The 19396-nt window shown below is 55.7% G+C and carries 16 protein-coding genes; 13 read left to right on the top strand and 3 right to left on the bottom strand.

All coding sequences use genetic code 11. The features are described 5' to 3' along the window. The first annotated feature begins 8 nt into the window (after positions 1 to 8). The 3 genes from yedF to BLQ24_RS04535 all read left to right on the top strand — a co-directional run bounded on the left by yedF (position 9) and on the right by BLQ24_RS04535 (position 2109). Positions 9 to 635 (top strand): sulfurtransferase-like selenium metabolism protein YedF, encoded by a 627-nt coding sequence (gene yedF / locus BLQ24_RS04545; protein ID WP_090163115.1) that lies wholly within the window; start codon positions 9 to 11, stop codon positions 633 to 635. 84 nt (positions 636 to 719) lie between these two features. After that, the gene (locus BLQ24_RS04540) at positions 720 to 959 is read left to right on the top strand and encodes a putative Se/S carrier protein (protein WP_090163157.1); all 240 of its coding nucleotides are present in this window, start codon (positions 720 to 722) and stop codon (positions 957 to 959) included. Between the two features lie 46 nt (positions 960 to 1005). Further along, complete coding sequence (locus tag BLQ24_RS04535) at positions 1006 to 2109, top strand: O-acetyl-ADP-ribose deacetylase (RefSeq protein ID WP_090163113.1); 1104 nt, start codon at positions 1006 to 1008, stop codon at positions 2107 to 2109. Between the two features lie 69 nt (positions 2110 to 2178). Here the strand turns inward: BLQ24_RS04535 and gpmI are convergent, their stop codons facing one another. After that, the gene (gene gpmI / locus BLQ24_RS04530; protein WP_090163155.1) at positions 2179 to 3714 is read right to left on the bottom strand and encodes a 2,3-bisphosphoglycerate-independent phosphoglycerate mutase; all 1536 of its coding nucleotides are present in this window, start codon (positions 3712 to 3714) and stop codon (positions 2179 to 2181) included. Between the two features lie 206 nt (positions 3715 to 3920). Between gpmI and addA the strand changes: the two genes are divergently transcribed. Further along, complete coding sequence (gene addA, locus BLQ24_RS04525) at positions 3921 to 7385, top strand: helicase-exonuclease AddAB subunit AddA (protein WP_090163111.1); 3465 nt, start codon at positions 3921 to 3923, stop codon at positions 7383 to 7385. Between the two features lie 72 nt (positions 7386 to 7457). Here addA and BLQ24_RS04520 read toward each other — a convergent pair whose 3' ends face one another. Then, entirely contained in the window at positions 7458 to 8306 is an 849-nt protein-coding gene (locus BLQ24_RS04520; RefSeq protein WP_163427038.1) for a patatin-like phospholipase family protein, read from the bottom strand. A 194-nt stretch (positions 8307 to 8500) separates the two neighbouring features. After that, positions 8501 to 9844, bottom strand: coding sequence for an NADP-specific glutamate dehydrogenase (gene gdhA / locus BLQ24_RS04515; RefSeq protein WP_090163107.1), 1344 nt, complete (start codon positions 9842 to 9844; stop codon positions 8501 to 8503). 341 nt (positions 9845 to 10185) lie between these two features. Here gdhA and mgtE point away from each other — a divergent pair, with 341 nt between their 5' ends. From mgtE to BLQ24_RS04470, 9 genes are all read left to right on the top strand, one after another. Continuing rightward, positions 10186 to 11583, top strand: a complete 1398-nt coding sequence (gene mgtE, locus BLQ24_RS04510; RefSeq protein ID WP_090163105.1) for a magnesium transporter — start codon at positions 10186 to 10188, stop codon at positions 11581 to 11583. Between the two features lie 52 nt (positions 11584 to 11635). Then, positions 11636 to 11965 (top strand): hypothetical protein, encoded by a 330-nt coding sequence (locus BLQ24_RS04505; RefSeq protein WP_143004246.1) that lies wholly within the window; start codon positions 11636 to 11638, stop codon positions 11963 to 11965. Positions 11966 to 12015: 50 nt separating this feature from the next. Then, entirely contained in the window at positions 12016 to 12939 is a 924-nt protein-coding gene (locus BLQ24_RS04500) for an NAD(P)H-hydrate dehydratase (protein ID WP_090163102.1), read from the top strand. 147 nt (positions 12940 to 13086) lie between these two features. Next, positions 13087 to 13914 carry a transketolase gene (locus BLQ24_RS04495; protein ID WP_090163100.1) on the top strand — a complete coding sequence of 276 codons (828 nt, stop codon included), beginning with the start codon at positions 13087 to 13089 and terminating at the stop codon, positions 13912 to 13914. Continuing rightward, complete coding sequence (locus BLQ24_RS04490; RefSeq protein ID WP_090163098.1) at positions 13914 to 14843, top strand: transketolase family protein; 930 nt, start codon at positions 13914 to 13916, stop codon at positions 14841 to 14843. Before BLQ24_RS04495 ends, BLQ24_RS04490 begins: the two co-directional genes overlap by 1 nt. A gap of 754 nt (positions 14844 to 15597) precedes the next feature. Continuing rightward, positions 15598 to 16497: a hypothetical protein gene (locus BLQ24_RS04485; protein ID WP_090163097.1), complete on the top strand. Its 900-nt coding sequence runs from the start codon at positions 15598 to 15600 to the stop codon at positions 16495 to 16497. A gap of 174 nt (positions 16498 to 16671) precedes the next feature. Continuing rightward, positions 16672 to 17388: a cell division ATP-binding protein FtsE gene (gene ftsE, locus BLQ24_RS04480; RefSeq protein ID WP_090163095.1), complete on the top strand. Its 717-nt coding sequence runs from the start codon at positions 16672 to 16674 to the stop codon at positions 17386 to 17388. Further along, on the top strand, positions 17385 to 18275 hold the full coding sequence (ftsX, locus tag BLQ24_RS04475; RefSeq protein WP_090163093.1) for a permease-like cell division protein FtsX: 891 nt from the start codon (positions 17385 to 17387) through the stop codon (positions 18273 to 18275). Before ftsE ends, ftsX begins: the two co-directional genes overlap by 4 nt. A gap of 25 nt (positions 18276 to 18300) precedes the next feature. Next, positions 18301 to 19386, top strand: coding sequence for a murein hydrolase activator EnvC family protein (locus tag BLQ24_RS04470; protein WP_090163091.1), 1086 nt, complete (start codon positions 18301 to 18303; stop codon positions 19384 to 19386). Positions 19387 to 19396 lie beyond the last annotated feature (10 nt).

Genomic DNA, 19396 nt, shown 5'->3' with positions numbered 1-19396 from the left:
GTAATCATATGGAGAAGAAAGTAGTAGACGCAATGGGCAAGGTCTGCCCGATTCCTGTTGTCATGGCGAAGAAGGCGGTTACGGCGCTGACGGAACCTGCCGAGGTGGAAGTTCATGTGGATAACACCACCTCCGTGGAGAATCTGAAACGACTTGCCTCCAGCCTGGGGGTTACTGCTGCAGAAGCGACCATCGGAGAGAACCACTACACGGTTACGTTCCATGCAGATGCCGGTGCCATTGAAGGTGCTGCCGGTGCGGCAGCACAGGAAGTTGTGGATGCATGCAGCAACACCGGAGCGGGCCTGGTATACGCCATCGGCACAGAGGTTATGGGACAGGGCGATGACGAGCTGGGCGCTCAGCTGATGAAAACGTTCATGTATGCGCTGAGAAGTGCGGACGTTCTGCCGGAGAAGATCCTGTTCTTCAACACCGGTGCGAAGCTGACGGCAGAAGGCTCCCCGGTCCTGGAAGATCTTCAGGCCATGGAAGAAGAGGGCGTACAGATCATGACATGCGGTGTGTGTGCCGGTCATTTCGGCTTGAAAGAGAAGATTCAGGCGGGCATCATTTCCAACATGTACGAGATTGTTGAGACAATGAATGCGGCTTCCAAGGTCGTCAGAATCTAAGTTCCTGTTAAAGGGAGAAAGATGACGGACCGGCTTCCGGGGTTCCGGGAGCCGGTTTTTTTGGAAAGACGAGGGAGAAGTACGGTGAGACAGAAAGTAAAGAAACTGATTGTGACATTCGATAACACAACGGATGCGATGGCTTTCGAAAAGGCATGTCATTCTCATGATATGCCCGGCCGGGTGATTCCGGTGCCCCGTTCTATTTCGGTGAGCTGCGGAATCAGCTGGAGTGTGCCCCTGGAAGAGGAAGAACGAATGAGGCGGTTCGTGGAAGAGCAGGGGCTGGCCTTCGAAGGTTACCACTACGCAGAAGTATACTAAACCGGAAGGGGTTCCGGTATGGAGGAAAACAGGGACAGGAGGTATCATGAATCAGTTCGATCATAGAAAGTTGGCGGAAAACCGAGAGCTGGAGCGGATCTTGAAGGAGCTGCAGACGGATTTTTCGGAGGACAGACTCAATGAGTTCACAAATGCCCTGATTCTTCGGGGGTTGTCCGGCGGCGAGCTGCTGGTGCCGATGCTTGTGCGGGAAGATGTGCAGACGCCGGGGGATGTGCAGGCGCCGGAAGAGACGGAAGATGCCGCCCGGTGTCAGGTTGCGTATCAAAGTCTGACGGGAGACGGGGAGGATGAATGGATTCCGGCGTTTACTTCGGAAGAAGAGGCGGACAAGGGGGAACGGGCTGAACTCACGCAGATCGGTATTCTGGATTTCCTGGATTTTTTCACCAATCTGGAGGAAGGGCTGACCGGCATTGTATTTAATCCCTGGGGGAATCAGCTCCTTATGCCCCGGGATATTGTGGAGAGTATTCTGGATGCGGTGGAAGATTTCATGAACAGCATCGATGATCTGGATCTGAGCGACGAGGATCTTCGGGAACTGGGGATTGACTTCTCCGATCTGGATGATGAGGAGGATTTCAGCGATGTGACGGCGGACGGTGCGGTGGATCTGGTTCTGGGGGATATTACAGAGCTTTCGGCAGACTGTATCGTCAATGCGGCGAATAACACCCTGATGGACGGGGGCGGCGTCAACGGTGCGATTCATCAGGCGGCGGGGCCGGAGCTGGATGAAGCCTGCAGGAGTCTGCGGGGGTGTGGCACCGGAAAAGCGAAAATCACGGACGGGTTCCGCCTGCCGGCAAAGAAAATCATCCATACGGTCGGCCCGATCTATTCCGGCAGTGAAGAGGACGCCAAACTGCTGGCGGACTGTTACTGGAATTCCCTGGATCTGGCTGCGGAGAATGACCTGCACAGCATTGTATTTCCGTGCATCTCCACCGGGATCTTCGGTTACCCGAAGGATGCGGCTGCCCGCATCGCTGTGGAAACGACAGTGGACTGGATGGACAGCCGGGTGACGGATTATCCGATGAAAATCGTGTTCTGTGTCCATGAAGAGGATGACTACGACCGCTACGAGGCGATTCTGGACGAAATCCTGGGAGATGCGGAATAGCGGAACCATCCAAAAAAGAAAAAGGCCCGGACGGAAGTGATTTTCCGCCCGGGATCTTTTCTTTTTTTGTCACTCCACCAGCACGTTTCCGGTCATTTCTTCCGGCACCGGAAGATCCATCAAGGTCAGCAGTGTCGGTGCGATATCCGCCAGCTTTCCACCGGCCTTCAACGGCTTCGGATCTGCGGAAATATGCACCAGGGGTACCGGGTTCGTGGAATGGGAGGTGATGACATTCCCGGCTTCGTCCGCCATGGTGTCGGCGTTGCCGTGATCGGCCGTCAGAAGGATCTGGCCGCCCCGGTTAAGCACAGCGTCTGCGATCCGGGATACACAGCTGTCCAGGGCTTCAACAGCCCGCACGGCGGCATCCATGACGCCGGTGTGTCCCACCATATCGGCGTTGGCGAAATTCAGGATGATCACATCGTATTTGTCTTCTGCGATCTGCTCCAGCACTTTTTCGGTGACCTCCGGCGCACTCATTTCCGGCTGCAGGTCGTAGGTTGCCACCTTCGGGGACGGAACCAGAATCCGGTCTTCTCCCGGATTCGGCTCTTCCACGCCGCCGTTGAAAAAGAAGGTGACGTGAGCGTATTTCTCCGTCTCTGCGATCCGGAGCTGTTTCAGCCCCAGGGAGGACAGATATTCTCCCAGGGTGTTCCGGATCGTCTCCGGCGGGAAGGCCACCCCAGTGTTCGGCATCTGTGCATCGTACTCCGTCATGGAGACGTGCTTCAGGTTCCGGATCTCCTTCTTCCTCCGGAATCCGCTGAAATCCGGATCCACCAGCGCCCGGGTGATTTCCCGTGCCCGGTCCGGCCGGAAGTTGAACATGATAACGGCATCCCCGTCCTTAATCGTTCCCGCTTCACTTCCTTCCGGGCAGATGACCGTCGGCAGCACGAATTCGTCGTTTTCGTCCCGGCTGTAAGCCTGCTCCAGGGCCTCCTCCGCTGTCCGGGCGCATGCTCCCAGTCCGGAGGTCATGGCGTCATAGGCTTTCTCCACCCGGTCCCAGCGCTGATCCCGGTCCATGGCGTAGTATCTGCCGGAGACGGTGGCGATGCGCCCGCAGCCTGTTTCCTGCAGCTTCTCTTCCAGCCGGCGGATATACTTCCCTCCGCAGCGGGGCGGAACGTCCCGGCCGTCCAGGATGACATGGACAAAAAAATCCTCGATTCCCGTTCTGGCCGCCATGTCGATCAGGGCGAAAAGGTGGTCGATGTGGCTGTGGACGCCGCCGTCAGAGAGCAGTCCCATGAGATGAAGGCGGCTGTGGCGGGATTTCACCTGTTCCATGGTGTCCAGAAGCACCGGGTTCCGGAACAGGCTGCCGTCCGCCGCCGCCCGGGTGATCCGGGTCAGATCCTGATAGATAATCCGGCCGGCGCCGATGTTCATGTGGCCGACCTCGGAGTTTCCCATCTGTCCCGCCGGAAGCCCCACCGGTTCTCCGGAGGCGTCAATGGTGGTCATGGGGTATTGTTCGAATATCCGGTCCAGGTGTGGGGTGTCCGCCTGAGCGATGGCATTTCCGCTTACCTGGGGATTTATGCCGAATCCGTCCATAATGAGTATCATGGAAGGTCTTTTTCTATTCATACTCTCTGTCCTTTCTCCCTGGTGGGGATGCTGTCTTCCGGGCCGGCCGCCCGGTGTTTCATTCAGTGCTTCTGAAATCATATCACACTTCCGGGAACGAAGAAAGGGAGGGGAGGTGGGGCATTCTCTTCCAACCCCGGGAAGCTGGCCGCACTTCGGATTTTTCTGATATAATTGACAGTATAAGGCGCCGGAGAGAACGGCGGATGCGGGAACAGAAAGGAACGATTATGGGATGGACGAAGCAGCAGCAGCGGGCAATCGATGAACGGGGGAAGAGCCTTCTGGTTTCCGCTGCGGCGGGATCCGGAAAGACCGCCGTCATGGTGGAACGCATTACGCGGATGATCACGGAGGAGAACTATTCCATCGACGAAATGCTGATTGTGACGTTCACCAATGCGGCGGCGTCGGAAATGCGGGAGAAGATCCGGCGGGCCATGAAGGGGAAAGCCCGGGAGAATCCAGGTATGCGCCGGCAGCTGGACCTTCTGCCCCGGGCCAATATCAGCACTTTTCATGCTTTCGCCATGGAGGTGATCCGGCGTTTTTTTTACCTGACAGATCTGGAGCCTTCCTTTCGGATCTTGGATGAAGACCGGAGCACGATCCTGCGGGAGGAAGCGCTGGACGAACTGCTGGATGCCTGCTATGAAGAGGGTGATCCGGATTTTCTCCGGTTCATGGACCGGTACAGCGGCGAAAAGGACGATGACAGCGTCCGATCCATCCTGAAGGATGTGTACAGTCAGATCCAGGCGCTGCCTGATCCCTTCGGCACGCTGGAGGAGAAAATCGGGGAACTGTCCCTGGGAGAGGGATACCGGAATACTGAGGCGATGCTGCTGCTCCGGGAAGGGGTGGAGGCAGAGCTCCGCCGGGCCCGGGATCTGACCCGGAAAGCGAGGGAAATCCTTCTGGAGGAAGGGCTGAACGGTCTGGCCGGGAAACTGGACGGCCCGCTGGCAGCGCTGGAAAACAGCGCCGGGGAGAAGAGTGACCACTGGGCGGATGCCGCGCGATCTGCCTGCGCAATGAAATGGGATCAGATGCGGGCGAAGAAAGACGAATCGGAAGGCTGGAATCTGGTGAAGAATCAGGTGCAGCCCATGCTGAAGAATGCGAAGGACCGTCTGAAGAAGATCCGGGAACAGTTCTTCGCCGAAGAACCGGAGCAGATGTTCCGGGAACTTACGGCCGTGAGCGGTCAGGCCCGGGTTCTGGGAAACCTGCTGCGCCGTTTCGACACCATCTTCCGGGACAGGAAGAATGAGCGGAGCATGTTGGATTTCAATGATATCGAGCATTTCTGTCTGGAAATTCTGAGCGATCCGGAAGCGGCGGACTACTACCGGAAGAAATTCCGGGCCGTCTTCATCGATGAATACCAGGATACCAGCGTGCTTCAGGAAGCCATCATCGGTACTTTTTGTCGTCCGGACAATCTGTTCATGGTGGGGGATATCAAACAGAGTATCTACAAGTTCCGCCTGGCGGAGCCGGAGATCTTCCGGAGAAAGTATCAGGAGTATGCCGCCGGGGAAGATGCGCCGGGTGCGGTGTGCGGAAAGATCGATCTGAACCGGAATTTTCGCAGCAAACCGGGGGTTCTGGACTGCGTAAACCGGATTTTCCGGCCGATCATGGAGGGATACGATGAGCGTGCCATGCTTTATGCCGGAATACCCTATGAAGGGGCGTACAACTACGCACCCCGGCTCTGTCTCGTCGATCAGTCTTCCGCCGAGGAGGCGGACGAAGAAATTCGGCGCATGAAGAAAGATGCCCTGGAGGCGCTGGAAGTCTGCAGGCTCATTCGTGAAAATGTGGGAAAGCCGTACTATGACACGAAGGCCGGGGAAGTGAAAACCCTGCGCTACCGGGATATGGTGGTCCTGATGCGGTCCGTGGTTTCCCACGCCCAGGAGTACCGGGACATCATGAAAGAGCAGGGCATCCCGCTCTATCTGGACGATAATCTGGGATTTTTCGACCGGATTGAGGTGAGTGTTTTCATGAATCTTCTGCGGATTGTGGACAACCGTTACCGGGACGTGCCGTTTCTCAGCGTGCTCCGGTCGGATATCTTCGGATTTACCGTTGACGAGCTGGCGGCGATCCGGAAAGCCCATCCGGAGGGATCCTATGTGGAGGCGTTCATGGAGCAGGCCCGGGAGAGTGCCCGGTGCCGCAGTGTGCTGGAGCGGCTGGACCGCTGGCGGTCCCTGGCCCTGGCCCTGCCGCTTCCGGATTTCGTCTGGCGGCTGCTTCAGGAAAGCGGCTGCTACATGATGGCGGGAGCCATGCCGGAAGGAGAACTGCGTCAGGCGAATCTCCGGATTCTGGCGGAGCGGGCCGGCCAGTTCACCAGGGATGGTCAGAGTTCCCTCTTCGGATTCATCCGGTATATCGATACGGTGAAGCAGCGCATGATCCGCACCGGCCAGGCGAAACTGCTGGGAGAAAATGACGATGTGGTCCGGCTGATGACGATCCATAAGTCCAAGGGACTGGAGTTTCCGATGGTCATTGTGGCGGGGATGGGGAGCCGGCTCCGCTACTCCGGGTCCGGGGGGAAGGTGAACTTTCACAAAGACATCGGGCTGGGTCTGAGCCTGGAAGACCCGTCCCGGCATTTCAGCCGCCGGACCCTGACCCAGAGCATTATCGGCATGAAGGTGCGGCAGGAAGAAGTGGAGGAGAACATCCGTATCCTGTATGTGGCCCTGACCCGTGCCCGGGATCTGCTGTTCATGACCGGTGTCGTGAAGGATGCGGCGGAGTTTCTGGACAAAAAACAAGCCGGTGACACGTCCGACCTGACTTATCTCGGTCTTCTGCAGGATCTGCCGGAAACGGAAGTGGTACCGGAAGAGAAACTGAAAGCCCCGGATCTGGCCTGGCGGGCAGGGGATCCGGACCGGGATGAAACCCTGTTCCTGCCGGATGAACCCCGCTGTTCACCGGAAGAGGCGGCCCGTCGTCTGGAATACCGGTATCCCTTCATGGATGCTCGAAGGGTCCGTTCCAAATACTCTGTCAGCGCACTGAACCAGAGCGCCCGGGCGGCGGAATCCGGGGACACCGAAGAAGAACCGGCCGTACGGTCGATTCACTTCACGACGCCGAATTTCATGAGCGGCGCCCGCCGGCTGACCTATGCGGAGCGGGGAACCATTTACCACGGCATTATGGAGAGGATCGACTTCGTCCGGGCCGAAAAGGAAGGGCTGCCGTATCTGAAGAATGCGGCCTCAGCCATGGTTTCCGACGGCATCTTCCGGCAGGAGGAAATCGACAGTGTGGACCCGGGGAAGATCCTGCGCTTTTTCGAAACCCCGGTGGGCCGGCGGGCGGCCGATGCGGCGGCCCGGGGCAGACTCTGGAGAGAACAGACTTTCAATCTCCGGATGACCCGGGACGGGGAGGATACCATCGTACAGGGAATCATCGACTGTTACTTCGAAGAAGCGGACGGCTTCGTCCTGCTGGATTATAAGACCAACTGGATTGACCGGAAGAAACCGTTAGAAGAAGAGGAGAACCGGCTCAGGGAGACGTACCGGACACAGGTGGAAACCTACCGGAAGGCGCTGGAGCAGGGCTTCGGCCTCCCGGTTCACGAGGCGGGGCTGTATCTGTTCTCTGCCGGTGTATACGTGCAGATATAGGCCGCGGAAAATCCGGTTTACTGCAGAAACGGGAGAGAAAAACTGCAGCCCCGGCCACGGGCCGGGGCTGTTCTATGATTCCAGGAAGTGCATCAGCCGGTCGTACAGACCTTCTGCCACATAATATCCCTCGTGATAGGCCTTCACCAGTTTGGAGCGGTCGGATTCTGTCCGGTGGATTCCCAGAGGGCCCATCGGGGCAATGACGAAGATGGAGCCCTTCTCCATGCCGGACTGAATATACTCCAGCGTTTCATTGTACACCCGGGGCCGGCGCTCCAGGGCCTCGATCAGCTTCGGGTAACGGCGGTATTTCGCCCGGATCATCGGAAGAATCGCATATTCCTGCTTCTTCCGGTAGCCCAGCGGGCGGGTCAGAACAACGATGTTCTTCTCGTTGCCGTCTTCTTCGGATTTCCGGACCGGGACGGAATCGGCGATGCCTCCGTCCAGATACACATATCCGTTCAGCGGAACCATCTGTGCCAGCAGGGGAAGGGAACTGGAAGCCCGGAAGAGGTCCATGTCCTCGATCATATGGTGAATCTCCGGGTATTCCGCCTCACCGGTGATGCAGTTCGTGACCGCAATTTTCAGGCGGATGCCCCGTTCCTCGAAGCCCTTCTGGTCGATGGGGTTCAGTTTCTCCGGAATCTGGTGGTACAGAAAGTCGGTGTTGAAGTAGTTCCCGGTTTTCCGCAGACTCTTCATGCCCATGAAATGGGGATCATCCAGATAATCGATCATGGTGGCAGCGGCCCGGCCTTTCTGACCGCATACAAAGCTGGCTGCGCCGGAGGCGCCGGCAGAAACCCCGTAGACGATGTCCGGACGGACATCCTTCTCCAGCAGGAAGTCAATTACGCCGGCGCTGAAAACGCCCCGCATGCCGCCTCCTTCGAAAATCAATCCTGTACTCACGTTCGTACCCCTCCTGTATTGTCTCCCGTTATCCATCACCACTATTTTAGCACTGTTTCCGCCGGCATTGCGTGTAATCGGTGAAAAATCCATGGTGCTTTTCACACTGAAAAGTTAAAAAAAGATACCCGGGGAAATGATTCGTCATTTTCCCGGGTATTCTCTATAGGTTCAGTTTAATCTGAAGTAGGAGACTATACAATGCCCTGGAGCATCATTGCTTTCGCAACTCTTTCGAATCCGGCGATGTTCGCACCGGCGATCAGATCGAAGCCCAGGTTGTACTTTTCGCAGGCGTCAGCGCACAGCTTGAAGATGTTGACCATGATGCCTTCCAGCTGTACATAAACGTCTTCCTTGGAGAACAGGATGTGTTCTGCGTTCTGGCTCATTTCCAGGCAGGAGCAGGCTACACCGCCGGCGTTCGCAGCCTTGGAAGGTCCGATGACAACGTCATGCTCCTGCAGGTATGCGATCGCATCTTCTGTTGTCGGCATGTTCGCACCTTCGCACAGGTACTTGCAGCCGTTGGCAACCATGTTCTTCGCATCTTCCAGGTGGATATCGTTCTGCATTGCGCACGGAATGTACAGGTCAGCCTTCACTTCCCAAGGCTTCTTGCCTGCAACGAACTTCGCATTCGGGAACTTCTCGGCATACGGGCTGCAGATGTTCTTTCCGGAGCTTCTCAGTTCCAGGAAGTAATCAACCTTCTCGCCTGTTACGCCGTCCTCGTCCAGGATGTATCCGTCCGGACCGGAGAATGCGATAACCTTCGCACCCATCTCGTCCAGCTTCTGTGCTGTACCCCAGGCAACGTTGCCGAAACCGGAGATGACAACCGTCTTGCCCTTCAGCTCTTCACCGAAGTGCTTCAGCATTTCTCTCGCATAGAATACGATGCCGTAGCCGGTCGCTTCTGTTCTTCCTGCCAGACCGCCGTTCTCGGTTCCCTTACCGGTCCATGTACCGTCATACTGTCTCGTCAGCTTCTTGTACTGACCCATCATGAAGCCGATCTCTCTGCCGCCTACACCCAGGTCGCCGGCCGGAACGTCAACGTTCGGTCCCAGATATCTGTACAGTTCATTGATGAAAGCCTGGCAGAATCTCATGATCTCTGCATCGGACTTTCCGTTCGGATCGAAGTCTGCGCCGCCCTTGCCGCCGCCGATCGGCAGGCCTGTCAGGGAGTTCTTGAAGATCTGCTCGAAACCGAGGAACTTCAGGATGCCGGAGTAAACGTTCGGAGCGAATCTCAGACCGCCCTTGTAAGGACCCAGTGCGGAGTTGAATTCAACTCTGTAACCGGTGTTTACATGAACTTCACCGTTGTCGTCCACCCAAGGTACACGGAAGCTGATCGTTCTCTCCGGTTCGATCAGTCTCCACAGCAGACCGGACTTCTCATATTCCGGATGAGCCTGCATAACCGGCTCGATGGAATTCAGAACTTCATCTACTGTCTGGATGAATTCCGGCTCATGAGCGTATTTCGTCTTCACGTAGTCAATGTACTTGTCAACAATCTTAGCCATTTCGATCTCCTCTTCTCACAAAATAAACCGATTTCTGTTGATTGTAGTTGTTCCGGGGAAGGGTTCTCACAGACCCTTCCGACAGTTACGAATATACCACAGACCCCGTTTTTGTCAACATTTTGACTCGTCAGAAAAAAGATTATCAGCCGAAAATATATAAAGTTGTCTTATCATAATAATAAATTACGCTTTAATTTGTTAAATTTTCTGCCTTGACAAAAGGTTAACGGAATAGTCGTTCGCATTAAGGATTTCTTAACGTCATATGAAGGTGCCGATTGAAACCGCCGCTTACCCGCGGTATAATAGTACGTCAGAAAAAAATAGGAGGGTCAGATATGGAAAACGCAGAATGGAACAGAGATGAACTGCTGAAGCAGTCCACCGATCTGATCCTGGAATATCTCGAACAGAAGAAATATTTCATGGCCAGAGACGAGCTGATGAAATATAATGCGGCGGATATTGCAGAGATGCTGGAGGAAGTGTCCGATGAGGCTTCCCTTCGTATGACCGTCATCCTGTTCCGCCTTTTGCCCAAGGACGTCTCGGTAGATGTGTTCTCCTATATGTCCTCCGACGGACAGGTGGATATCGTCAGCGAGATCACCGACAAGGAAACCCAGTTCATTGTGGATGAGCTGGATTTCGACGACAAGATCGACATTCTGGAAGAGCTGCCGGCCAATCTGGTGAACCGCATTCTGGAGAAGACGCCCCGCAGCGAACGCCACCTGATCAATACATTCTTGAATTATCCCGACAACAGTGCGGGGAGCCTGATGACCCCGGAGTTCGTCAGTCTGAAGAAGGACTGGACGGTGCGGGAAGCCATGGAGCACATCAAGGAAGTGGGCACTGATGCGGAGACCATTTACACCTGCTATGTGCGGGATAATGCCTGGAAGCTGATCGGCATTGTGCCTCTGAGCACACTGGTGGTCACCAATTCCGATACGAAAATCAACGAAGTCATGCGCACGGAATTTGTGTGTGAATACGTGGATACCGACCAGGAAGAAGTCTCCGACGACTTCCAGAAATACGACCTGATCGCCATTCCGGTGGTGGACAAGGAATACCGGCTGGTGGGCATCATCACCGTAGACGATATTCTGGACGTCATGGAAGATGAGGCCACCGAGGACATCGAGCGAATGAACGGTGTCATCGATCTGGATAATTCCGACAGTGATTATCTGGACATTTCGGTGATCCAGCATGCGAAGAACCGTCTGCCGTGGCTGCTGGTGCTGATGATCGCCTACATTTTCACGGGCATGATTGTCACGAATTTCGAGAATGCGCTGTCCTCCATGATTGCACTGGTCACCTATATGCCGATGCTCATGGGCACCGGCGGAAACTGCGGCTCCCAGGCGGCCACCCTGATCATCCGCGGCCTTGCCACCGGCGAGGTGGAGCTGGACGACTGGATGCGGATTATGTGGAAAGAACTGCGTATCGGCGTTGTGGTCGGTGTGGTGCTGAGCGCCGTGAACTTCCTCAGGGTTACGATCATAGACGGGCAGAGTGCGATCGTGGCGGTTACGGTGTGCACCTCACTTCTATTTATTGTGATGATCGCGAAGCTGATCGGCAGTATGATCCCTCTGATTGTAAAGGGCATTCACCTGGACCCGGCGCTGGTGGCGAACCCGGCGATCTCTTCGGTGTCCGATGCCATCGCACTTTCGATTTATTTCGTCATGGCCGGGCTGTTCCTGCATGTGTAGCGGAGTAAGACAAAGGTAAGGATTGACATAACCGATCGGACAGGGTATGGATATGAAAGAAGAAAATGAAAACAACAGAACAGGCTGTCCTTCCGAAACAGAAGAACAGAGGGAACTGACGCCGGAAGAAAGGGAAGACCTGGCCCGGCTGCACCGGCAGAATGTGAATCTGTACGGCGTGCGGGTGGACCCCAATGATCCGTTCGGCATCCGTGAGCAGGAAAACGGGGGGCCGTATGAGAACCAGGCCGGCCGGGATCCGGGAAAAGCCGCCGGAACGTTCTTCGGGCTGTTCCGGGAATACGGCAACATCGCAGTGCCGGTCATTGCCGTGGCTGCGTTTCTGATCTATCTGGCGGCAGCGAAATTTCATTTGTTTTAGACAAGTGTTCACGGGAAGTGCTGTATCCGGGACAGAGGAAAGAAGGTACTATGATCACGAATATCACCGGAACCATTACAGAAGAATATGTGCGGAAGGTGATCCGTCCCCGTCCCCGGGATATGCACAAGGGGGACTGCGGTCACGTGCTCGTCATCGCCGGAAGTGCCGGCATGACCGGCGCTGCGTGGCTGGCCGCCGGAGCCTGCCTGCGCACCGGATCCGGTCTGGTTTACGTGTGTACGCCGAAAGCGAATTTCAGTGTGATCCAGACGCTGGCTCCGGAGGCGATCTGTATTGAGTGGGATGAGGCCCTCCGTCTTCTGAGCGGGGACAACACGAATACCGGCCGCCATTTCAGCGGTTACGATGCAGTGGCCTTCGGGCCGGGGGTCGGAACGGGGATGCAGTCGAAGCGCCGCATGAAGGCTTTGCTGATGACCTACGGCGGGCCCCTGGTGCTGGATGCGGACGGGCTGAATCTGATCGCCGGAGACGATGAGCTAAAGGAGTTGGTCCGTTCCTATCCGGGAGAAATTGTCATGACGCCTCATGCGGGGGAAGCAGTCCGTCTGCTTCAGATCCGGGAGACGGGAGATTTGAAGGAAACAGAAACCCGCAGGCGCATGGCTTCCTATCTGGAAGAAACTTACGGCGTGACGGTGGTTCTGAAGGGCGCCGGTACTCTGGTGGCGGGCCGGGAAACGGAAGACGGGGTTCCCCGGTTCGTGATGTATGAGAATACCACCGGGAATCCGGGGATGGCATCGGCAGGCAGCGGAGATGTGCTCACCGGGGTCATCACCTCCCTGGCAGGACAAGGCATTCCGGTTACAGATGCTGCGAAAACCGGGGTCTGGATTCACGGCCGCGCCGGGGATCTGGCAGCAGCGGATCTGGGGGAATACGGTATGATCGCCGGGGATATTCTGCGGAAGTTGCCGGCGGCATTGAAACCTTTCGGGGAACGGTAGCGTTTCCGAGCGGCTGCCCGGGGATTTTTTGTCCCGGAACCGCCGAAAAAACCGAAAAGATTGACATGTTCATCATATGAGTTCATTATAAAAACTTACGAAGATATATTTTCGACGCTGCGCCGCAGCGCCTGGGAAAGGAACAGTATGCAGAGAGAAAACATTGAGTACTACGAGAAAATCGCCGCTCAGCTGCGCATCGATGCAGTGAAGGCGGTTTATCACGCGGGCTCCGGTCATCCGGGCGGCTCGCTGTCAGCGGCGGACATCGTCACTGCGCTTTATTTCGGAGAGATGAATATCGATCCGGAGAACCCGGAAATGGAAGGAAGGGATAAGTTCGTTCTGTCGAAGGGCCATGCGGCGCCGATTCAGTATGCCGCACTGGCGGAGAGAGGTTACTTCCCGGTGGAGAAGATGATGTCCCTGCGGAAGCTGGGCAGCAAGTTCCAGGGCCATGCGAATATGCACTACGTGCCGGGTGTTGAGATGTCCACAGGCTCCCTGGGTCAGGGAATTTCCGCTTCTGTAGGCATGGCGCTGGCAGGGAAGATGGACCATTCCGACGGACGGATTTACACCCTGCTGGGAGACGGCGAGCTGCAGGAAGGCATCGTCTGGGAAGCGGCGATGGCTGCTGCCCACTATCAGCTGGACAATCTGACCGCAATTGTGGACTGGAACGGTCTGCAGATCGACGGACGGAATGATGATGTCATGAAAGTGACGCCGATCGACGAGAAATTCCGTGCCTTCGGTTGGAAGGCCATTATGATTGACGGCCACGACTTCCGTCAGATCTTCGATGCGCTGGACGAAGCGAAGGCGACGAAGGGACAGCCTACGGTCATTGTGGCGAAGACTGTGAAGGGCAAAGGCGTGGATTTCATGGAAGATCAGGCCGGATGGCACGGCAAGGCGCCGAGTGAGGAAGAAGCGAAGAGCGCTGTCAAGCAGCTGGGAGGTGAGTGGTAATGGCTAACAAGATCGCAACGAGAGCCGCTTATGGCGAGTTCCTGGTGGAAGAAGGCAAGGCGAATCCGAACCTGGTGGTCCTGGACGCTGACCTGTCCGGTTCCACGAAAACGAAGAGTTTCGGCTCGGAGTATCCGGACCGCTTCTTCAATTTCGGTATTGCGGAGCAGGATATGATGGGCGCTGCGGCAGGCCTGGCTCTGTCCGGAAAGACTGTGTGTGCCTCCTCCTTTGCTATGTTTGCGGCGGGAAGAGGATTCGAGATTATTCGTAATTCCATCGGATATACCCATGCGAACGTGAAGGTCTGTGCCACCCATGCAGGCATTACGGTCGGCGAAGACGGTGCGACACACCAGACTTTCGAGGATCTGGCTCTCATGAGAACGATCCCGGGCATGACTGTTGTCAATCCGTGCGATGCTGCCAGCGCCAAGATTCTGCTGAAGCAGGTGGTGGAAATGGACGGACCGGCGTATGTCCGTCTGGGCAGAGCGGCTGTGCCGGTTTTCTACGATGAAACGGCGCCGCTCAAGCTGGGCAAGGGCAACGAACTGCGTCCGGGCAAGGATGTGACGGTTATCGCCACCGGCATCATGGTATCTGCAGCAATGGAGGCAGCTTCCATCCTGGAGGGCGAGGGAATCGACGTCCGCGTCATCGACATCCATACCCTGAAGCCGCTGGATGAGGAAATCATCCTGAAGGCGGCGAAGGAGACCGGCAGAATTGTGACGGCAGAGGAACATTCGATCATCGGCGGTCTGGGAAGCGCCGTGGCGGAAGTGACTTCCAGAAACTGCCCGGTGCCGATCCGCATGGTGGGACAGCAGGATACGTTCGGCGAGTCCGGCAAGCCGGATGAGCTGCTGGAGAAGTACGGCATGACTGCGGCGGACATCGTTCAGGCAGTCAGAGAACTGTATTAATCGGAGAACAGAAGTGCGGCCATATGGCTGTGGAAGCTGGGAAAGCTGGGAAATGGCGGACGAGTGGCCGCAGAAGGGTGCGATAATCGCGATTTTGGCGATTATCGCACCCTTTTTTCGTCGCTTTCCGGTACCGCTGGAGGGGAACCGAATATCGCAGGTGCGATAATCGTATTTTGTGGATTTTCGCACATGCCCGGAACCGGCAGGGATTTTCAGATCGTAATTTTATTTCCCGGGAATCCTCGGGTGGGTATATCAATTAAAAAGTGTGCATATTTACTTACGATGGTGGGAAAATTTTCCATAAAAACAGCTAAATACTTCAGGCGGGCATCCGGCCCATCCTGTTTTTCGGGTGCGGAAACGGGAGAATGTGGTCGTTTCGCACCTTTGGGCCGGCATTCTATATATTAATCGGGATTTTCTTTTGTTTTCGCACCCCGTTCAGCGTAAATTCGGGTGCGGAATCGGCCGAAATAGGTGATTCCGCACTTTTCAGAGATATGCATTCCTTTCAGAGCCATATCATATGGTAGATATTGTAAAAAATTTGGCGGCGTGGTAAAATATGGAAGTTGAACGCTGCGCCTGCGAGTGCGTTGGAAGTGAAGCGCTGTGCTTGCGAGTGCGTTGGCAGCAGAGCGCTGCGCTTGCGCGTGCGGTGGCAGCAGAGCGCTGCGCCTGCAGGCAGTGTGGGAAGTGAAGCGCTGCGCCTGCAGGGAAGCGTCATGCATCAGGAAGGGAGTGGGGTATGGGAACGATCGAAAGGATGTTTCTCCGGGAAAGAACCCGGTCGGGGTGGAATCATACAGAGCAGAAGCGAATTGCCGTCGCAGGAATGAGTCACTGCGCCGGCACCACTACGGTGGCATCCGGGCTGGCGCTGTTTCTTGCCGGGAATGGAAACAGTGTGTCGTTTGTGGAATGCGCCGACCCCAGGGAGGCGGAGGGGCTGTTTTTTGAATCCTGCGGCATGACCATGCGCTTCGGTCCCCGGACCTTCACCGATGTATATCAGAAACTGGCGATGGGAGAGCCGGTTCGGGAAATCCGGAATCTGGAGAAGGGCGTGAACTGGATCCTGATTACGCCGGAAGATGTGGAGCGGGAAATTGTACTGGATGGGGCCATGAAGGGGAGACTGATGCAGGCGCCCCGAGGGGATTATGTTGTTTTTGATATGGATCTCCGGCGGGATCCGGGATGGAAGGAATGGATTGCAGACATGGATTATCTGGTGGCTGTGATGGATCCCATGCCTTGCCGCATGATGACGAACAGAAAGTCTTTTGCACTTCTGAAATCCCTGGAACGGGAGATGGCAGGGCGGTTTACATGGATCATTAACCGGATGAACCGTGGCATATCCCGGCGCCAGGTCCGTCGATTTCTGGAAAGCGGACACATACTGGAAGTACCGGATGTGCCGGCGGAAATTGCGTATGGCAATGAGTTCTGCTGCCGGATTCATTATGAAGAGGAACATTTTCGGAAGGCGCTGGATCCGGCACTCCGCAGGATATGGGAGGCCTTCCCGGAGGCAGAGACGTACCTGCCCGGGAAGCATGACGGACCCGAAAACGGCGGCACCGGCGGGTGCAGCGGGAGCAGAACCGTTCACGAAAACAACACAAAGAAAAGAAACTCTTAAGGTTTCTTAAGAGGTGATATTGTGCTACAATGGGTGAGGTTTGTAAGTGGGTAAACCGAATCATTCGTGTATTGAGTATAATATTAAACAGATCGGCAGAAAGAGAGAACCCCGTCTGTGGGATATTCCGGGGTACTGCTCGAATAACTGACACGGAGAAGAAAGACCTGATTCATGATATCATTTAAGAACGTAACGAAAATGTACGACGGGAACATCGGACTGGAGGATGCGAATATCGACATCGAAGACGGCGATTTCGTTTTCCTGGTAGGCCCAAGCGGTGCCGGCAAGTCCACGTTCATCCGCCTGATACTGAAAGAGATCGAAGCAGATGCCGGCGAGATCAAGGTCGGCAAGTTCAATGTAACGGAAATGAGCAACCGTCAGATTCCGCAGCTTCGGCGGCGGATCGGGATCGTATTCCAGGATTTCCGTCTTCTTCCGAAGAAGACGGTGTTCGAGAATGTGGCGTTTGCCATGGAGATTCTGCATAAGCGCAGGAGGACCATCAAGCGCAGGGTGCCGGAGGTGCTGCGCCTGGTGGGAATCGAAGACAAGGCGAAGCGGTATCCCCAGGAGCTGTCTGCCGGTGAACAGCAGCGTGTGGCCATTGCACGGGCGATTATCAATAATCCCCGGGTGCTGATCGCTGACGAGCCCACGGGAAATCTGGATCCGATTACGGCGGACGGCATCATGCAGCTGCTGGACGAGATCAACGCCACCGGCACGACGGTGGTCATGGTAACCCATGCGAAGGACATCGTGGACAAGATGAACAAGCGGGTTGTGGCCATCGAATCCGGGCACATCGTCCGGGACGAGTTCGGCCAGTACGGGTATGAGGAGAAAGGAAAATTTAACGACGAGGAGGTATTCGGAGAATGAGAAGGGCGATCTATAACATCAGACAGGCTCTTCAGCAGATCTTCCGGAACAAGGGTATGAGCCTTGCCTCCGTCTTCGCCATTACGGCGATGATGCTGATCCTCGGCCTGTTTTTCATTATTTCCGTCAACGTCAATGTGTTTACAGAAGTGGTCCGGCAGGATTACGACCAGGTGGAGGTGTATCTGGATGACAATGTGACGGAGTCCAGTGCGGAACAGATCATGAACACGTTCAAGCAGACGGACGGTGTTTCGGAAGTGAAATACCGTTCGAAAGAGCAGGCGATGCAGATCATGAAGGAGCGCTGGGGAGAAAACGGCTATCTGCTGAATTCCCTGGATTCGAACCCGCTGCCGAATTCCATTCTGGTGAAGGTGGATAATCTGAAGGCGGCGAATAATATCAATGCCATTGCGAAGCGGACCACAGGGGTGGAGAGTACGAAGTATTACAAGGAGACGGTGGACAAGCTGACGAAGGTCACCAGTTTCCTGCAGATCGCCATGCTGGTGATCATGATCTTCCTGGTAGCGGTGTCCGTTGTGGTTGTATCCAATACCATCAAGCTGACGGTGTTCGCCCGTGCCCGGGAGATTTCCATTATGAAATATATCGGCGCCACGAACTGGTTTATAAGGGGACCGTTCCTGGTGGAGGGCATCATCATCGGCATCTTTTCATCGCTGATCTCTTCTCTGGCGCTGTATGCATTCTACGCAAGGGTGGTGGACTTCATGGGGGTCCGGGTGATGACGATTCTGTCTGCACCGATGGTGCCGGCAGGATATCTCGCCAGCAATCTGATCCTCATCTTCCTGGCAGTGGGGATCGGAATCGGATCCACCGGCAGTATCATCTCGATGAGAAAGTTCCTGGACAAGTAACTCCCCGGAAAGAAAAGGAGGCGGCATGACTGGAAAATTCAACCGAAAACTGATTGCATCCGTGCTGATTGCGGCGCTTTGTGTCACTTTCTTCCCGGTAACGGGATATGCGAAGACGTCGGAGAAGGCGGCGAAACAGAAGCTGGATACTGTCACGAAGCAGAAACAGAAAGTCTACAATCAGATGAAGGATCTGCAGGACAAGATTAAGACCCAGAAGAAAACCATCCGGAAACTGGACAAGCAGGTGGAGAAGAAGGACCGGAAACTCCGGGCCACCACCGTGGAACTGAATGCGGCCAGGGCTGATCTGGAGAAACAGAAGAATAATCTGAGCGCCCGGGTTCGGGCGATGTACAAGAACGGAACTGTGGGCTATATCGAGATCATTCTGGGTTCCCGCAGCGTTTCGGAGCTGGTCACCAACGTGGAGATGGTCCAGGACATCTACCGGAACGATCAGACCGTTCTGGACGAGATCAAGGAAAAGAAAAAACAGATTCAGGAGCGGGAAACGGATCTGAAGAAGCAGAAAGAGGAACTCACCAAGAAGCAGTCCCAGCTTGAGTCCAGCAAGGCGACTCTCACGGAATCGAAAAATGAACTGAACCGACAGTATAAGCAGCTGAAGAAGGAAGAGGATGCCCTGCGGGCGAAGATCGATGCGATTGAAGCTGCGAAGTCCGTCACCGACGTCAACGGGAACAAGGTCAGCCTTCCGTCCAGCTACAAGGGCGGCCGGTTCATGTGGCCGGTTGCTTCCACAGTTATCACAGCACCGTTCGGACAGAAGCGGTCCTACGAAAGTCACCCGGGCATCGACATTTCTGTGGCCACCGGCACGCCGGTTCATGCGGCGGCGGCCGGAACGATCACCATTGCGGGGTGGAACGGCGGATACGGATACTGTGTGGCCATCAGCCACGGCAGCGGCCTGACGACGATCTACGGACATAACTCCCAGGTGAAGGTGAAGGTGGGACAGCATGTGTCCAAGGGACAGCTGATCGCCCTCTCCGGCTCTACCGGCATGAGTACGGGTCCGCACTGCCACTTTGAGGTGCGCCGCAACGGTACTGCGGTCAATCCGATGAATTACGTCGGTCGTTAAGAGCGGTCAT

Source organism: Eubacterium pyruvativorans, assembly GCF_900102225.1.
GTDB classification, from domain to species: domain Bacteria; phylum Bacillota; class Clostridia; order Peptostreptococcales; family Anaerovoracaceae; genus Aminicella; species Aminicella pyruvativorans.
Note: the sequence above shows the minus strand (reverse complement) of the source record. Positions and strands in the feature narration are given on the sequence as shown.

What these genes read in the sequence shown, in the direction of transcription:
- BLQ24_RS04470 (WP_090163091.1), top strand. Translation starts at nt 18,301, where the DNA reads ATGACTGGAAAATTCAACCGAAAACTGATTGCATCCGTGCTGATTGCG.
- BLQ24_RS04490 (WP_090163098.1), top strand. Translation starts at nt 13,914, where the DNA reads ATGGCTAACAAGATCGCAACGAGAGCCGCTTATGGCGAGTTCCTGGTG.
- BLQ24_RS04485 (WP_090163097.1), top strand. Translation starts at nt 15,598, where the DNA reads ATGGGAACGATCGAAAGGATGTTTCTCCGGGAAAGAACCCGGTCGGGG.
- yedF (WP_090163115.1), top strand. Translation starts at nt 9, where the DNA reads ATGGAGAAGAAAGTAGTAGACGCAATGGGCAAGGTCTGCCCGATTCCT.
- BLQ24_RS04500 (WP_090163102.1), top strand. Translation starts at nt 12,016, where the DNA reads ATGATCACGAATATCACCGGAACCATTACAGAAGAATATGTGCGGAAG.
- ftsX (WP_090163093.1), top strand. Translation starts at nt 17,385, where the DNA reads ATGAGAAGGGCGATCTATAACATCAGACAGGCTCTTCAGCAGATCTTC.
- mgtE (WP_090163105.1), top strand. Translation starts at nt 10,186, where the DNA reads ATGGAAAACGCAGAATGGAACAGAGATGAACTGCTGAAGCAGTCCACC.
- BLQ24_RS04495 (WP_090163100.1), top strand. Translation starts at nt 13,087, where the DNA reads ATGCAGAGAGAAAACATTGAGTACTACGAGAAAATCGCCGCTCAGCTG.
- gdhA (WP_090163107.1), bottom strand. Translation starts at nt 9,844, where the DNA reads ATGGCTAAGATTGTTGACAAGTACATTGACTACGTGAAGACGAAATAC.
- ftsE (WP_090163095.1), top strand. Translation starts at nt 16,672, where the DNA reads ATGATATCATTTAAGAACGTAACGAAAATGTACGACGGGAACATCGGA.
- addA (WP_090163111.1), top strand. Translation starts at nt 3,921, where the DNA reads ATGCGGGAACAGAAAGGAACGATTATGGGATGGACGAAGCAGCAGCAG.
- gpmI (WP_090163155.1), bottom strand. Translation starts at nt 3,714, where the DNA reads ATGAATAGAAAAAGACCTTCCATGATACTCATTATGGACGGATTCGGC.
- BLQ24_RS04505 (WP_143004246.1), top strand. Translation starts at nt 11,636, where the DNA reads ATGAAAGAAGAAAATGAAAACAACAGAACAGGCTGTCCTTCCGAAACA.
- BLQ24_RS04535 (WP_090163113.1), top strand. Translation starts at nt 1,006, where the DNA reads ATGAATCAGTTCGATCATAGAAAGTTGGCGGAAAACCGAGAGCTGGAG.